The 17635-nt window shown below is 33.8% G+C and carries 13 protein-coding genes; 9 read left to right on the forward strand and 4 right to left on the reverse strand.

Annotated elements, in window-relative coordinates; translation table 11 throughout:
- The first annotated feature begins 11 nt into the window (after window positions 1–11).
- The 3 genes from CD036_RS00745 (at window position 12) to ccpA (ending at window position 4006) form a co-directional block, all read left to right on the forward strand.
- On the forward strand, window positions 12–1337 hold the full coding sequence (locus CD036_RS00745) for a hypothetical protein (protein WP_103387806.1): 1326 nt from the start codon (window positions 12–14) through the stop codon (window positions 1335–1337).
- 319 nt (window positions 1338–1656) lie between these two features.
- The gene (locus tag CD036_RS00750; RefSeq protein WP_103387807.1) at window positions 1657–2748 is read left to right on the forward strand and encodes a bifunctional 3-deoxy-7-phosphoheptulonate synthase/chorismate mutase; all 1092 of its coding nucleotides are present in this window, start codon (window positions 1657–1659) and stop codon (window positions 2746–2748) included.
- Between the two features lie 268 nt (window positions 2749–3016).
- Window positions 3017–4006 (forward strand): catabolite control protein A, encoded by a 990-nt coding sequence (gene ccpA, locus CD036_RS00755; protein WP_002510205.1) that lies wholly within the window; start codon window positions 3017–3019, stop codon window positions 4004–4006.
- Between the two features lie 109 nt (window positions 4007–4115).
- Here the strand turns inward: ccpA and CD036_RS00760 are convergent, their stop codons facing one another.
- Entirely contained in the window at window positions 4116–5270 is a 1155-nt protein-coding gene (locus CD036_RS00760; RefSeq protein WP_002510206.1) for an acetoin utilization protein AcuC, read from the reverse strand.
- Window positions 5271–5283: 13 nt separating this feature from the next.
- Window positions 5284–5916 (reverse strand): GNAT family N-acetyltransferase, encoded by a 633-nt coding sequence (locus tag CD036_RS00765; protein ID WP_103387808.1) that lies wholly within the window; start codon window positions 5914–5916, stop codon window positions 5284–5286.
- 182 nt (window positions 5917–6098) lie between these two features.
- Between CD036_RS00765 and acsA the strand changes: the two genes are divergently transcribed.
- Both acsA and CD036_RS00775 read left to right on the forward strand, forming a co-directional pair.
- Complete coding sequence (gene acsA / locus CD036_RS00770) at window positions 6099–7808, forward strand: acetate--CoA ligase (RefSeq protein ID WP_002510208.1); 1710 nt, start codon at window positions 6099–6101, stop codon at window positions 7806–7808.
- 243 nt (window positions 7809–8051) lie between these two features.
- Entirely contained in the window at window positions 8052–9716 is a 1665-nt protein-coding gene (locus tag CD036_RS00775; protein WP_002510209.1) for a formate--tetrahydrofolate ligase, read from the forward strand.
- 92 nt (window positions 9717–9808) lie between these two features.
- On the opposite strand, the gene CD036_RS00780 is transcribed toward CD036_RS00775, so the two are convergent.
- A complete protein-coding gene (locus tag CD036_RS00780) occupies window positions 9809–10726 on the reverse strand; it encodes a biosynthetic peptidoglycan transglycosylase (protein WP_021459805.1) in 918 nt (305 codons plus the stop codon).
- 357 nt (window positions 10727–11083) lie between these two features.
- Here CD036_RS00780 and tyrS point away from each other — a divergent pair, with 357 nt between their 5' ends.
- Window positions 11084–12346, forward strand: coding sequence for a tyrosine--tRNA ligase (gene tyrS, locus CD036_RS00785; protein WP_103387809.1), 1263 nt, complete (start codon window positions 11084–11086; stop codon window positions 12344–12346).
- A gap of 76 nt (window positions 12347–12422) precedes the next feature.
- On the opposite strand, the gene CD036_RS00790 is transcribed toward tyrS, so the two are convergent.
- Complete coding sequence (locus CD036_RS00790; RefSeq protein ID WP_103387810.1) at window positions 12423–13733, reverse strand: S1C family serine protease; 1311 nt, start codon at window positions 13731–13733, stop codon at window positions 12423–12425.
- Between the two features lie 168 nt (window positions 13734–13901).
- On the opposite strand from CD036_RS00790, the gene CD036_RS00795 reads away from it, so the two are divergent.
- The 3 genes from CD036_RS00795 to CD036_RS00805 all read left to right on the forward strand — a co-directional run bounded on the left by CD036_RS00795 (window position 13902) and on the right by CD036_RS00805 (window position 17400).
- Entirely contained in the window at window positions 13902–14522 is a 621-nt protein-coding gene (locus CD036_RS00795) for a lysophospholipid acyltransferase family protein (protein ID WP_103387811.1), read from the forward strand.
- A 172-nt stretch (window positions 14523–14694) separates the two neighbouring features.
- Window positions 14695–16170 carry an N-acetylglucosamine-specific PTS transporter subunit IIBC gene (gene nagE / locus CD036_RS00800; RefSeq protein WP_002510214.1) on the forward strand — a complete coding sequence of 492 codons (1476 nt, stop codon included), beginning with the start codon at window positions 14695–14697 and terminating at the stop codon, window positions 16168–16170.
- Window positions 16171–16278: 108 nt separating this feature from the next.
- The gene (locus CD036_RS00805; protein WP_103387812.1) at window positions 16279–17400 is read left to right on the forward strand and encodes an HAD family hydrolase; all 1122 of its coding nucleotides are present in this window, start codon (window positions 16279–16281) and stop codon (window positions 17398–17400) included.
- The last annotated feature ends 235 nt before the right edge of the window (window positions 17401–17635 follow it).

A 17635-nucleotide genomic window follows, 5' to 3' on the forward strand; every position in this document is an offset into this window, starting at 1 on the left:
AGGCAAATATTATGGCGTATTATAATCGTGATAACTATGAAAAAAACTTAGAAAGTTATGAAGTTCCTGAAGAGTATAACAATAATGAAGAAAGAAATAATTTTGTCTATGGTTTTGTTGTTGGAGCAGTAATTGGTACAGCAGTCGGCCTAGTTACTACTAAATCTAAATCTAAAAACACTAAAAAAGAAACAACTAGTGATTTTAAATCCAGTATTACGTCACAATCCCAAAATGCTAAACAACAAGCAGACACAGAAGTAAATAATATTAAATCTACTGTGAGTCAATCTGAGCGTGATGCACAAAAAGTCGCTATCCAACAAGAGTCTGCGTCTCATGATTTAGCAAATACGTCTCCAAAAGCTCAAGAAGCAGATACATCATTAGAGAATAATACGTCAGATCAAACAGATAATGACGATGCGAATAAGAGTAATACAGCAGGTGTTGCTGGTGCAGCTGGCGTAGGTGCAGTAACAGGAGCAGCAGGAGCAGCAACTTTTGCACAAGACGATAACAATAATGCTGACACAGAGCAAAGCACTTTATCTAGTAATGATGTAGAGCCTACTCAAAAAGAAAGAGCAGCACAACAAGAAGCAATTAAAGAAGAGGCTTCAGAAAATAATTTAGCTGAACCTGGACAATCAAATGAAAATGGTTCCCAAAATGGTAAAGCAGCAGTTGGAGCTGCAGGTGTAGCTGGCGCGGGTGCAGTAGCGGCAACGGGTGCAGCAGCTACAAATAATGATGGGGATAATGCTAGCTCATCAGAAGAAGCATCAGCAGAAGTACAAAATACTAAAGATACTTCTAACAAAGTAACTGCTGAAGGTTTAGCACAAGCTGCACAGAATAAAAACCATGCTTTACAAAACGACGACACACGCGCACAAAACACAGCTAACTTGCTTGAACCAGAAGCACCGCAAACTACTCAAAAATTTAACACTGTACCTAACCTTGTTACTAAGCAAAGTGATAAAGACAATGCGAACATTGCAGGCGCAGTGACAGGAGGTACTGTATTAGCTGGTGGAGCAGTTGCAAGTACTAGTGAGAATGAGAAAGCACATACAGAAAACAAATCAACTTCAGAGCAATCAACTTCAACTGAACAGCCATCAGCTGAAAAGAGAGTTACGCAAACTCATGAATCAGTATCATTTGAAAATGGTCACATTGTTCATGATAAAGCTACGAATAATTTAACTAATGATCAAAACACGGAAGATTCAACTTCAACAGTGAACTATAAAAAAAATAGAACTTCACAAAGAACAAGTGAAGAAAAAGCTAAAAGTAAAATTGAAAAAAGAACCTTCGACAAGTAAAACTTAAAATAAAAAATTAATTGTTTAAAGTTAAAACTAGTCACATATGTTAAGCGCAGGATAGAAGTCAAACTAACGTCTTGATTTCTATCCTGTTTAATTTTTAATTAACTTTAATTTTAGAATAGTGTGAAATTTACCCTAGCAAATGACAGAAAATTCAGTTAGTATTAGAGTTATTCTATTTTAAACAAGATAAATTTACATTCATGACTTGAACTTAACGTCAGTTATTGTTAGAATTACTTTTAACAAATATTTTATCGCTTTAAAGCAGAATAAAATATAAGTTTTTAAAATCTTCATAGAGGTGAATAAAATGACGGATAAATTACAAGCGTACAGAGATGAAATAGTTGAAATTAATGATGAAATTTTAAAATTATTATCTAAAAGAGGCGAATTAGCACAACAAATTGGAGAAGAAAAAAGTAAACAAGGTACTACGGTTTATGATCCACAACGTGAAAAAGAAATGATCAACATTCTTTTAGATAAAAATGAGGGACCGTTTAATGATAATGTCATTAAGCAATTATTCAAAGAAATTTTTAAAGCCTCTACCGATTTACAAAAATCAGAAAATGAAAAACATTTATATGTGTCTAGAAAATTAAAACCTGAAGATACAATTGTACAATTTGATAACGGTGGCATAATTGGTGATGGCAATAAATCATTCGTGTTTGGCCCATGTTCTGTAGAGTCTCAAGAACAAGTAGATGCAGTGGCTGCTGATTTACATGCCAAAGGTGAAAAATTTATTCGTGGTGGTGCATTCAAACCACGTACATCTCCATATGATTTCCAAGGATTGGGTGTTGAAGGCTTAAAAATATTAAAAAATACTAAAGATAAATACAACTTAAACGTTGTTAGTGAAATCGTTAATCCAGCAGACTTTGAAGTAGCTGATGAATACTTAGACGTATTCCAAATTGGTGCACGTAACATGCAAAACTTTGAATTATTAAAAGAAGCAGGACGTTCTAACAAACCAGTATTATTAAAACGTGGTTTATCTGCAACAATTGAAGAATTTATTTATGCAGCAGAATACATTGCTTCACAAGGTAATAATAATATCATTTTATGTGAACGCGGTATTCGTACTTATGAAAAAGCTACACGTAATACTTTAGATATTTCAGCAGTACCAATCTTAAAACAAGGTACACATTTACCAGTCATGGTTGATGTTACACACAGTACTGGACGTAAAGATATTATGTTACCAACAGCAAAAGCTGGTTTAGCAGTAGGCGCTGACGGTATTATGGCTGAAGTACATCCAGATCCATCTGTAGCATTAAGTGATAGTGGACAACAAATGGATTTAAACGAATTTGATAAGTTCTACAATGAAATAAATCCTTTAGCACAAATGTACAATAGCAAAAAAATAAAATAATAGTAGTTATATGATAAAAACCTCTTGTGTTTTTAACTACAGAAATTAGATATTGTATTATCCATGGGATATCGATATCTATAGTAGTGAACATAAGAGGTTTTTTATGATTTTTAAAGCAATAACATAGCTCGCTACGCTTGTGATATATGACATAATTGTGACATTGAAACAAAATTATTTTCCTAGACAATAAAATATGATAAACTTTGAAAATGTAATGAAAACGGGTTATAATGACAAATAAACCGCTTACAAGGAGGAAACTATGACTGTTACAATTTATGACGTAGCGCGTGAGGCTAGAGTATCAATGGCAACAGTATCACGTGTTGTGAATGGCAACCAAAACGTGAAACCAGAAACGCGAGATAAAGTTAACGAAGTAATCAAGAAATTAAACTATAGACCGAATGCAGTAGCACGAGGTTTAGCAAGTAAACGTACAACAACAGTAGGAGTAATCATACCAGATATTTCTAACGTTTATTATTCGCAACTTGCACGTGGATTAGAAGATATTGCGACAATGTACAAATATCATTCAATTATTTCAAATTCTGACAATGATCCAGTCAAAGAAAAAGAAATCTTTAATAATTTATTAAGTAAGCAAGTAGATGGAATTATTTTCTTAGGAGGTACTATCTCTGAAGAAATTAAAGATTTAATTACTAAGTCGTCTGTGCCGGTTGTAGTTTCAGGTACAAACGGTAAAGATGCAGGTATCGCTTCAGTTAATATTGATTTTGAAACAGCTGCACAAGAAATTACAGAGCAGTTAATTTTAAATGGTGCAAAAGAATTCGCTTTTGTTGGCGGTAATTATTCTAAAAAAGCACAAGATGACGTATTAGCAGGTTTAAAAACAGTATTGGCAAAACACCAATTAAATTTAAATGAAGACAACATCTTTAATGGTAATGAAACGTATAAAGATGGGGTACGTGCTTTTGAAGCATTAAATAAAACAAAACCAGATGCAATTTTATCAATCAGTGATGAACAAGCCATTGGTTTAGTGCACAGTGCACAAGACGAAGGTGTGAGTATTCCTGATGACTTGCAAATAGTTAGTTTTAATAACACACGTCTAGTGGAAATGGTAAGACCACAATTATCAAGTGTAATTCAACCATTATATGATATTGGTGCAGTAGGCATGAGATTGCTTACAAAATACATGAATGAGGAAGAAATCGAAGAACCGAATGTTATTTTACCTCATAGAATTGAATATCGTGGTACAACAAAATAAGACACTATAAAAAGCTGACACATTCAACATGTGACAGCTTTTTTATTATATATAAGTAGAATTCAAAGCATTGTAAATGACGGTCTTGAGTCAAATTATACTTTAATTGTTATTCAAACCATGAAGCTACTTGTTTTGCATGTTTCGTATTTAGTGCTGATATTTCTTTTGTTCTAGGAATATAAGGATAATCTGTACATTCATCGGACCAAGTTTTTGGTAAGGAACAGGGTGCATATTGTTGCCATTTAGTAAGCCATTTTTGTGGTAAAGGACCTTGTTGTTTTGGCTCACCAATAAGTGCTAAAAATACGTGTGACCAAGCAAGAGGTACAACTTTCCATATATTATATCCTCCGCCACCAAACATCAGTACTTTCCCATCTGTATACTTATCCGCTAGCATTTTAATATAGTATGGGATTTCATATAGCGCATCAAGTGTACAACTCATATGTGTCAGTGGGTCTAAATAATGAATATCGACCCCATGGACGCTAATAATAATATCAGGTTTAAATGTTTTAATTACCGGTTCAATCGTTTGTTTAAAAGATTCTAAGTATGAATCGTTTTCCGTAAATGGTTCTAAAGGCAAATTAACGGTGTAGCCGAATCCTTGTTCACTACCTCGTTCTGTATAGTGTCCAGAACCCGGAAAGAGAAATTTACCAGTTTCATGTATTGAATAATTTAACACATGATCATTCGTATAAAAACTCCATTGTGTACCGTCTCCGTGATGCGCATCTGTATCGATACATAATACTCTACTATTATATTTTTGTATTAGATGAGCAATAGTAATTGCCACATCGTTATATACACAAAATCCATTTGCTCTACCAGGCAGAGCATGATGTAAGCCTCCACCTAAATGGCATCCATTAGTAACTTTATTAGTCATAATTGCATCAGCTAAATTCAAAGCTCCTCCCACAATACGAGCACTGTGTTGATGCATATGCTTAAACTGCATAGTATCTTCACCATCTAAACCATATTTTCGGGCTTCAACATCGCTTAAAATACCATGTGATGCATGGTGCATAGCTTGTATATAATCATAACTATGTATTAGGGCAATTTCTTCGTCTGATGCAAGTCTCGGTTGTATAAGATGATGGTTATGTAATGCGTTTAAATCAACGAGTAATTCTGTTGTTAATTTTAAACGCATTTGATTGAATGGATGGTCATTTTTAAAACGATATTGTAATAATTCATGTGCATACACATATCCCGTTTTGTTTTCAGTAATCATAAAATTCTCCCCTTTAAAAGAAAAAGCGATTCATAAAACGTATGTCATCAAAAGCTTGTAATTGATCGATAGTAATTCTACTGCCAATTCTTGCCATTAAGCAGTTAGCTGGATGACTAGTAATTTCAGGATCATCTGTTGCGAAAATTTCTAAGTTCCCGTATCCCATCAATTTTTGCATGAGTTTTTTGTACTCGTATACATCGAGACCAGAATTTTTCAAATCCCAGTGCCAATAATATTCTGTTGTGAGTATGATATAATCTTCAATTTCATCGCTCGCAAGACTAGTTTGAATAAGCTCCTTACCTAAATGCAGTTTGCGATAAGGTAAACTAATTTCAATCGCCCCTAATTCGATTAAATATTCTAGCTCCCCTGTAGACCAACGTTCCAATGGATCTGGATAGTGAAAAGTGACATAACCAATAATATGTGACTGCTGCTTTAAGATAAAGATGCGGCCTTCATCTAGTGTGCATATTTCCTTGATAGCTTCAAATTGTTCATCTGGATATCGGAAAGCAGTTAAACCTTGGTCAAAACTCATTAAATCCAGTTGTGCTTTCGAGACAGGACCTTCAATGATATATTCAACATCATCAATTGAGTACTGTTTTGAGATATAAGTTTTTTTGTGTTCCATAACTCACTCCACCTTCAAACTTAAAATAGATTTAAGGCATTATTTATATTGATTATAATTGAAAATAACATAAATTAACACAGTAATTATTTTTATGTCAGATATTTTTGAAAATTGTGTCTATATTAGATATAATTACACTACAGTATTAGAAAGCGATTTCATTTAGAGGGGGATTTACAATGAAAGTAGAAGTATATAAAGGGGATCAAGGAAACTTTAACCTTACAGACTATGACAAAGTGTACAACAATTTTGACTGGAAAGATGTTGAAAAAGAGTTTTCTTGGTATGACTCTGGTAAAGTAAATATGGCGCATGAATGTATAGACCGCCATGTTGATAATGGCAAGGGCGACAAAATTGCTCTACATTATAAGGACGATAAGAGAAAAGAAAGTTATACTTTTAACGAAATGAAATCAAATGTAAATAAGGCAGCTAATGTGCTTAAAGATAAAGCTAATGTAGAAAAAGGGGACAGAGTGTTTATCTTTATGCCTAGAACACCTGAGTTATACTTTGCATTGTTTGGTATTTTAAAATTAGGTGCAATTGTTGGTCCATTATTCGAAGCATTTATGGAAAAGGCAGTGGCTGATCGTTTAGATAATAGTGATGCCAAAGTAATTGTAACCACGAATGCGTTGTTACCTAGAATCCCGCAAGAAAAGTTACCTAATCTTGAAACTATTATTGTTGTGGATGAAGAAGTAGAAAATGGTTATGTTGACTTTAATAAGGAATTAAAATCAGCAAGTGATCAAATAGAAACAGAGTGGTTAGACTTAGATGATGGTCTTATTTTACACTACACATCTGGTTCAACTGGTCAGCCTAAAGGCGTGTTACACGTACAAAGAGCTATGCTAGTACATTATATTTCAGGTAAATACGTATTAGATATGCAAGAAGATGATGTATATTGGTGTACAGCTGACCCTGGATGGGTGACGGGTACATCTTATGGTATCTTTAGTCCATGGCTAAATGGTGTTACAAACTGTATAGCAGGGGGACGTTTTTCTCCTGAAGCATGGTATAGCATGATTGATGAATTTAAGGTCACAATTTGGTATACAGCGCCTACAGCATTACGTATGTTAATGAGTGCAGGTGATGATGTAATTAAAAAATACGATTTGTCATCGCTGAAAAGTATTTTATCTGTCGGTGAACCATTGAACCCAGAAGTTATTAAATGGGCTTATGATGTATTTGGTAAACGCGTATTGGATACATGGTGGATGACTGAAACAGGTGGCCATATGATTGTAAATTACCCATCAATGGATATTAAATTAGGTTCTATGGGAAAACCATTGCCAGGAATTGAAGCATCTATTATTGATGATCAAGGTAATGAATTGCCTGTGAACAGAATGGGGAATTTAGCGATTAAAAAAGGCTGGCCATCAATGATGACGGCTGTCTGGAAGAATCCGGAAAAATATGAATCTTATTTCATTGGAGATTGGTATGTATCTGGTGACTCAGCTTATATGGATGAAGATGGTTACTTTTGGTTCCAAGGTCGTGTTGATGATGTAATTATGACAGCAGGTGAACGTGTCGGACCATTTGAAGTTGAATCAAAATTAGTAGAACATGAAGCTGTAGCAGAAGCTGGTGTAATCGGCAAACCTGACCCTGTAAGGGGCGAAATTATTAAAGCATTTGTTGCATTAATTCCAGGTCAAGAACCTTCAGATGAACTAAAAGAAGATATTCGCGTATTTGTCAAAGAAGGATTAGCAGCACATGCGGCGCCTAGAGAAATTGAATTTAAAGATAAATTACCAAAAACACGTTCTGGTAAAATTATGAGACGTGTATTAAAAGCTTGGGAATTAGATTTACCAGCTGGTGATTTAAGCACAATGGAAGATTAAAATTGACATCGCTTTTTAAATAAAAAAGTGGCAATTATTTTTAATAAAAAAGACTAGAATGGCATTGCTGTTCTAGTCTTTTGTCATGTTGTACATTAGGTGTTAAAAAGGAAATTAATGTAAGCGCTATCTTAAATTGTCGACAATATTGCTTAAGTTCGTTAATATAAATATGGAAGAACTTTTTAGATGATACTCATTTGTGATACCATCGAATTAATTTGTTAAAAGGGGCGAATTTAGTTGGCACATTTATCTGATTTAGAAATTGCAAATCAATCAACATTAAAACCAATTGGTGATATTGCTGAAAAGGCAGGTATACCTGCTGACGCTTTAGAGCAATATGGTCATTACAAAGCGAAAGTTGATATTAACAAGATTGATAAAAAAGACAAAGGCAAAGTTGTACTAGTTACAGCGATGAGCCCAACACCTGCAGGAGAAGGTAAATCAACAGTGACTGTTGGTCTATCAGATGCATTTAACCAATTGAAAAAGAATGTAATGGTGGCATTAAGAGAGCCAGCGTTAGGTCCAACATTTGGTATTAAGGGTGGCGCTACTGGCGGCGGATATGCTCAAGTCTTACCTATGGAAGATATTAACTTACACTTTAATGGTGATTTTCACGCAATTACAACAGCAAATAATGCATTATCTGCATTTATAGACAATCATATCCATCAGGGAAATGAATTAGATATTGACCAACGTAGAATCGAATGGAAACGTGTCTTAGACATGAATGATCGAGCACTACGTCAAATTATCGTCGGTCTAGGTGGACCAACACAAGGTGTACCACGTGAAGATGGCTTTAATATAACTGTTGCATCTGAAATTATGGCAATATTATGTTTAGCGACTGGCATTAAGGATCTTAAAGAAAAAATTAGCAAAATTACAATAGGCTATACTAAAGACCGTAAACCTGTATCAGTAGCTGATTTAAAAGTTGAAGGTGCCTTAGCTATGATTCTTAAAGATGCCATTAAACCAAACTTAGTACAAACAATTGAAGGTACACCAGCACTTGTACATGGTGGACCATTTGCTAATATTGCACATGGATGTAATTCAATCTTAGCAACAGAAACAGCTCGAGATTTAGCGGATATTGTAGTAACTGAAGCTGGATTTGGTTCAGACTTAGGTGCAGAGAAATTTATCGATATTAAAGCACGCGAAGCAGGTTTCGAACCGTCAGCAGTAGTAGTAGTAGCTACAATAAGAGCGTTAAAAATGCATGGTGGTGTAGCTAAAGATCAGTTGAAAAATGAAAATGTATCAGCGCTTCAAGACGGTATTGTCAATTTAGAACGACATGTAGATAATGTGAAAAAATATGGTCTGGAACCTGTTATTGCATTAAATGCATTTGTTCATGATACCGAAGCTGAAACAGAGTTTGTTATTAACTGGGCGAAAGAGAAAGGCGTACGCTTATCATTAACAGAGGTATGGGAAAAAGGCGGTCAAGGTGGAATTGACTTAGCACAAAATGTCTTAGAGGTTATCGAAGAGCCTCAATCATTTAAACATTTGTATGATTTAGACTTACCATTAGAAGAAAAAGTTGAAACAATTGTGAAAGAAATTTATGGTGGTAGTAAAGTGACATTTACATCTAAAGCCCAAAAACAATTACAATCATTTAAAGATAATGGTTGGGATAATTATCCAATTTGTATGGCAAAAACACAATATTCATTTACAGATGATCAAACACAATTAGGTGCACCATCTGACTTTGAAATTACGATTCGTGAATTAGAAGCCAAAACTGGTGCTGGATTTATTGTTGCACTAACTGGTGCAATTATGACTATGCCAGGTTTACCTAAAAAACCAGCAGCATTAAATATGGATGTTACAGACGATGGACATGCCCAAGGCTTATTCTAACGATAAGCTATAACTTGTTATATGTTATTCATAATAAAGGTAGAACTGAACACTACACAATGTAGGTTCAGTTCTACCTTTTACTTTAATTCTTATTCAGAGCTTTGTAATTTCTGTTTTAAATTCTCTTGTTCTGCTTTATTAAACGTTGCTTTTGAAATTTTGTCTTCAACAAGCATTCGTTTTAACACATAGTGTTGACGGTCTAAACCTATTTGTAATTCGTCATTGGACTTTAACTGGCCATTTTCTTGATAGGGCGTGTATAAGTATGGACTTTGTAACAAACCTACAATGTAAGCTGATTCTGCCACAGTTAAATTATTTGAAGATTTACCAAATAAACTAAAAGACGCAGACGCTATACCAGTTATATTAGCACCGTGGCTATCTCTGCCAAATGGAACGATATTAAGATAGGTATACAAGATTTCTTGTTTACTTAATAGTTGTTCTGTGCGCATTGCCAGTACTAACTCATTCGCTTTTCTATTGTAAGTTTTTTGATTGGATAAGATTTGATTTTTTACTAATTGTTGGGTAATGGTACTTCCACCAGATGATATTTCTGTATTGAAAATATCTTGACCCACCGCACGTAATAATGCTTTAGGTAAAATACCATTATGTTTAAAATATAAACTATCTTCTGATGATGTTAAAGCTTTAATGACATTTTCATTGACATGAGCTGGGCCAACGATCAAAGTATTAGTTGTATTATTATATGCAGCTAACACAGAATCATTCTTAAAATCTAGTGCTTCACTACCAGGAAAATCAAGTAATTGTGTTTTTAATTCGTGGTCCGTCATATGTGATGCTTCTTTGGTAATATGATCAAAATAAATGACTGAGGCAGCTAATAAAATGATTGAAATTGAAGCCATGATAATAAAAGTACCTATAAACAAATACTTGAGTTTTTTATAAAGTTTTTCGAACTGTTCCATTTTATGAACATGATCATTATGTGTATTTACTTTATGATCTGTGTGACTCTGTTTCATTAGCTACCTCCTTATATTGTATACATTATAACATAGAATATTATTGACTTTTAAAATTGAGTTACTTATAATAAGATTCAATTCGATATTATTTTTGGATTAAAGGAGAAGTAGCTGATTAATAATCTTCAGAGAGATAGTGGTCGCTGTGAACTATCGTTTGTTATTGAGTGAATACACCTTGCTTGTTTACAAACATAATCCAACGTTTGAGTTAATGAACGTATCATTAATAAAGTTGATGGACTTAAAGTTTGGTGGTACCGTGCATATGCGCCCTTACATTTCGTAAGGGCGTATTTTTTTGGTTATAAAACTTAATTCAAAAATAATAAGATATTAATAGGAGGGTTTATCATGGCAAATGCATTAATTGAAGATTTACAATGGCGAGGTCTAATATACCAACAGACTGATGAAGCAAATTTAGAAGCGTTATTAAATAAAGAGCAAGTATCATTATATTGTGGCGCTGACCCAACGGCTGATAGTCTACACATTGGTCATTTATTACCATTTTTAACGTTACGCCGTTTCCAAAATCATGGTCATCGACCAATAGTTTTACTTGGTGGTGGTACTGGAATGATTGGAGACCCGTCAGGTAAATCCGAAGAACGTGTTTTACAAACAGAAGAACAGGTGGAGCAAAACGTTGCTGGCATTGCACAACAAATGCACAAATTATTTGAATTTGAGACAGAAAAAGGTGCGCAACTCGTAAATAACAAAGATTGGTTAGGAAAGATTTCTTTAATCGACTTTTTAAGAGACTACGGTAAACATGTCGGCGTCAATTATATGTTAGCAAAAGATTCAATTCAATCACGCTTAGAAAATGGTATATCATTTACCGAATTCACATATACTATATTACAAGCCATTGATTTTGGTCATTTAAATCAAACTTACAACTGTAAAGTGCAAGTAGGGGGATCTGATCAATGGGGCAATATAACTAGTGGTATCGAATTAATGAGACGTATGTATGGTCAAACAGAAGCATATGGTTTAACAATTCCATTAGTTGTTAAATCTGATGGTAAAAAGTTTGGTAAATCTGAAGGAGGAGCTATTTGGTTAGACTCAGCTAAAACAAGTCCTTACGAGTTTTACCAATTTTGGATCAATACTTCAGATGATGATGTCATTAAGTTCTTAAAATACTTTACATTTTTAGAGCACTCTGAAATCGAACGTCTGGAGCAATCATTGCAAGAAGCACCGCATTTAAGAGAAGCACAAAAAGCCTTAGCTGAAAATGTGACAGCATTTATTCACGGTGAAGATGCATTAAATGATGCCATTCGTATTTCACAAGCATTATTCAGTGGCGATTTAAAATCTTTATCATCACAAGAATTAAAAGAAGGCTTTAAAGATGTGCCACAAGTAACATTGAGCCATGATACAACAAATATCGTAGAAGCTATTGTAGAAAGTGGTATTTCATCTTCAAAACGTCAAGCTCGTGAAGATGTTACGAATGGTGCCATTTATATAAATGGGGAACGTCAACAAGATGTAGGATATACATTTACAGCAGCAGATAAAATTGATAATGAATTCACTATTATACGTCGAGGCAAAAAGAAATACTTTATGGTAAATTACAAATAAAATTTCTCTCTAACATATTATTTTATAGACATTAAATAAGGCTCAAACCTATATATAGGTTTGAGCCTGTTTATATTTATGGCATTAAACTACTGTCGCCACTTTGACTTGAATTGGACTCTTTTGAAGAATCTTTAGAAGTGTTAAGTTCTTTTAATGTAATATCTACAGTTTGTGTCTTACCTTTACGTTCGATGGTAATTGTTACTTCGTCTCCAGGTTTTTTATGTTGATATAAGTAAGATTTTAAATCAGTATCTTCTTTGACGTCTTGATCATCGATTTTAGTAATAATATCGCCTTCTTTTAGACCGTTATCTCCATCGACTTTTGCAACATAGACACCATCTTTACGATTGGTTTCTAATTCTTTTTTGTATTCTTCTGGAATATCACTTAAATTGAGCAAGCCAATACCAATTGATGGGCGTTCAACTTCTCCTTTTTCGACTAACTCTTTAATTGTTACTTTGACTTCATTACTTGGTATAGCAAAGCCAATACCTTCAACTTGTTCGCTAGCAATCTTCATTGAGTTAATTCCTACAAGATTACCGTTGATATCGACTAAGGCACCACCTGAATTACCTGGATTAATAGCGGCGTCTGTTTGTAGTACATTTACTTTGTTATTACCAGCAGAAGTTTGTGTATCAATTGTGCGTTCGCTTGCAGAAATGATACCTGACGTAACCGAATTAGCAAATTCTAGGCCAAGTGGGTTACCCATTGCGAATACGCTATCACCTGTTTTTACTTTTGAGGAATTAGCGAATTTTATTGCTTTTGTGCCTTCAGTGTCATTGATTTTTAACACTGCGATATCTGTAAGTGCATCTTTACCTACTAATTTCGCATTAACTTGTTTGGAATTATGTAGTTGGACTTTGATATCACTGGCACCATCAATAACGTGATTATTAGTTACTATATATGCAGAACCATTACTTTTTTGATAAATAACCCCAGAACCTACACCAGCTTCTTGTGATTTAGATGATTTACCTTGTAACAAATCATTGAGGTTTTGTGCTTTCTGCATATTGATTACACCTACGATTGCTGGCGACACATTATTAATCATTTGATTAACAGAATTATATTTATCGCTTTTACCATCTAAGGTATTGCCACCTTTACTGTTAGATGTTTCTTCTACAGTTGCACCATCATGATTAGTAATTGTCCCATTAAAAATCTTTCCAATACCAAGGACTAATAAAGCGCCTAAAACACCAGCGATTAATGCTACTATAATTGTTTTGAACCATGGGAATTTTGGTTTTCTTGGCTGTATTTGTTGATAATTATAGTTATTATGTTCTGCTGATGAATTAGTTTGATTATTATTATTTTTTTGCTCATGACTGTTATAAAAATCTGACATATTTTACCTCCTGAATCATACACTATAACTATATTATGAAAGGTATATTGCTTTTTTTCTAGTATATTGCTATCGTACTTTAGACTGATTTAGATATTTTCTTGTTTGAAACATAACTAAGTGATAAAATCTATAAGGAAGTATAAGGCAAAAAGAGTAGGTGAAAGCATGTATAAATTTATTAGTTCAATTTTATATTGGATTATAGTGAAAATTAGTAAATCACTTGTTGTACAAGGTAAAGAACATATACCACAATTACATAGATATGTAGTCACTTGTACGCATGAAAGCTATAATGAAGTAATTATGTTAGGTATGTCTATTTACCCAAATCAAATTCATTATATGGCAAAAAAAGAATTATTTATAAATAAATGGTTTGGAAAGTTTTTAAAATCACTAAATGCATTTCCTGTAGATAGAGAAAATCCAGGACCAAGTACGTTAAAACGACCGATTAAACTATTAAAAGAAAATAAAACAGTAGGTATTTTTCCAACAGGACAACGTGCAGAGTTTACTGAAGACGCTCCCTTAAAGCGAGGTGCAGTGACAATTGCTATGATGGGTGGAGCACCTATATTACCAGCTGCTTATGTAGGACCTAAAAAAATTAAAGGGCTGATTACGGATACAGCACATATTAAATTTGGTGAACCTATTGAAACGAAAAATTTACCTAAATCAATGAAACGTAATGAAAAATTAGAATATTTAACAAAAGAATTAGAAAATAGAACAAGACAATTACAAAATGAATTAAATGAATATGTAAACCAAAAGTAAGTTATAATTTTCATTAATAAAATTAAAATTATGAAGATGGTGCGATTTTGAATTTAATTGTGTTATTATGAAATTGTACAATTATGTATTAAATGCATCATGACCACGTGTTAAATTTGTACACGTGGTCTTTTTTGGGGAAAAGATAATTATAGAGGAATGAGGGGATTTTATGTACAATTTCTTCCAGCGTTTAGGTAGGTCGTTAATGTTACCTGTTGCTGTGTTACCGGCAGCTGCAATAATAACAGGTATAGGGAATGCGCTAGCGGCAATTGGCATCTTACCACATGTTGCCACATTTTTTACGAATGCAGGGTCGACGATACTTGAACAATTGGGTATTTTATTTGCGGTCGGTGTAGCATTAGGAATGGCTAAGAAAAATGATGGAGCAGTAGCTTTAGCAGCTGTCGTAGGTTTCTTTTTAACGACAGTCGTATTAAGTCCTGCCAAATTGGCACCATTATTAGGTGTTAAAGAAACGGGCGTTGATAAAGCGTTTGAGCAAATGAATAATGCGAATGTTTTTATAGGATTAATTGTAGGACTAGTTGCAGCATATGCTTATAATAAATTTAGCCAAACAGAATTACCTACAGCTTTATCGTTCTTTAGTGGTAAACGTTTGGTGCCAATTATGACAGCTTTCTTTAGTATTATTTTAGCTGTAGTGTTGTTGTTTGCATGGCCATATATTTATAATGCAATCGTAGCATTTGGTATGTGGATTATGGGCTTTGGTCCTACTGGTGCATTTATTTACGGCTTCTTTAATAGATTATTAATACCTACAGGACTACATCATGCTTTAAATTCAGTATTTTGGTTTGATCTAGCAGGTATCAATGATATGGCTAAGTTCCAAACGGGTGAAGGTGCAGTAAAAGGTGAAACAGGACGATATATGGCTGGTTTCTTCCCAGTTATGATGTTCGGTGTGCCTGCCGCTGCATTAGCTATGTACCATACTGCTGAAAGTAAGCAGAAAAAGCGTGTGTATGGCTTGATGTTCGCAGGGGCCATATCAGCGTTTTTTGTAGGTGTGACAGAACCAATTGAATTTTCATTTATGTTTGTTGCTCCGATATTATTTGTTATACATGCCTTTTTAACAGGACTGTCATTATTTATTGCAGCATTATTCCAATGGACTGCCGGCTTCACCTTTAGTGCAGGATTAATAGACTATGTTTTATCGTTAATTAATCCGAATGCTAATCAACCATGGATGTTGTTAGTACAAGGTATTGTATTTTTTGTTATTTATTATGTTGTCTTTAGAGTAGCAATTAAAGTATTGAAACTTAATACACCTGGTAGAGGAGATAATCTTTTAGCAGATCCAACGAGTGAAACAGATGCAAAGCAAGCAGATGAAAACACAAACTCAAATGACCGTAAATATAGTCAAACAGCTATACAAATAATTGAAGGACTTGGTGGTAAAGAAAATATTACTTCTTTAACAAACTGTGCAACACGTTTACGTATGGAACTAAATGATAATGATGTACTTGATGAATCTAAAATTAAAGCTGCAGGTGCAGTAGGTGTTACAAAAAGTGGAAAGCATAATGTACAAGTCATTATCGGTACTCATGTGCAGCAAGTCGCAGATGAAATTGAAATGAAGATGGAACAATAAATAGCATAATTTAAAGAAGAGCAAATGATTAAATTCATTTGCTCTTCTATGTATAAAATAGTAAAATTGTGTGGTATCAGAATTTTCTGAATTAGGAGAGTGAGTAAGATGAAATCAGTATTGTTTGATGTTGATGGCGTCTTTCTAAGTGAAGAAAGGTGCTTTGATGTTTCAGCGTTAACTGTATATGAAATATTAATGGATGACGCGTTTTTAGGTCTTGATCCATCAGTTGATTTTAAGACATTAACTGACGATAATATTCAAGACATAAGAAGTAAAATATTTGATAACGACAAGATTCTAGAAAAGTTGAAATCATTAGGACTTAATTCAAATTGGGATATGCTTTTTGTTGTAACTGCATTACATTTTATTGATGTCTGCAAACAGTTAACAAGTATACAATTAGCAGAAGTGCTAGATGATCAAAAATTTAACCAAACTACATTACAAAGTATTGGTTCTGCTGTTTCTGACGTCACACTAGATTATTCAGCACCACTCACATTTTTAGATAAGGTGCAACCAGGAAAAGATTTTATTTATCAAGCATTAATAGAACATGCTGCTACTACTTTACATACGTCTAAAACTGCTTTATTTGAATTAAAAAGTGCGTTTTGGACATTAGCACAAGAAGTCTATCAAGAATGGTATCTCGGTTATAAGTTATTTGCTGAAGTTGAACAAAAAACTAATCGTACGGACTACAAGCAAGGGTATATTTATAATGAAGTCGTTTTACGCCCTCTCGATGAGATTAAAACATTATTAGAGGATTTAAAAACGGCGGGCTATCAAATTGCAATTGCTACAGGACGTCCACGCACTGAAACTATCGTTCCCTTTGAAACAATTCACATAAAGGAATTATTTGATGATGAACATATTGTAACTGCGAGTGAAGTACTAATCGCAGAAGATTTATATCCAGAATTAAAACCATTAGGTAAACCCAATCCATTTAGTTATTTAGCAACACTAGAAGGTAACGATCAATCTAAATATCAACATTATGCTTCTAATCAAGAGAATCGCGTAAATAAAGATGATGTTTATATAGTAGGGGATTCCTTGGCAGATTTACTGAGTGCTAAAAAAATTGGCGCGACATTTATTGGGCCACTTACAGGGTTGAAAGGCCAAAATGCACGTGAAGAGTTAGAAGCTTATGAAGCGGATTATATTATTAACCATGTAGGTGAAGTTAGAAATATTTTATTATAAAGTGTAAATATAAGTACGAACTTTATAGTGATAGTGTGAATATAAACTCAAGAAAAATGACCCTTCATTAATTATATGAAGGGTCTTATTTTACTTTCAAAAGTATACTGATTTTGTAATGTGCTGTCGCCCAGGGGAATAGTAAATGTAAGGGTCTACAGTCTGGAACTATACATCAGACAAGTATGCAAAGTCTAAATCTTTAGCATTCAAATATAAAGAGGACCAATCCAGA

The sequence above is a fragment of the Staphylococcus arlettae genome (genome assembly GCF_002902345.1).
Lineage (GTDB): Bacteria > Bacillota > Bacilli > Staphylococcales > Staphylococcaceae > Staphylococcus > Staphylococcus arlettae.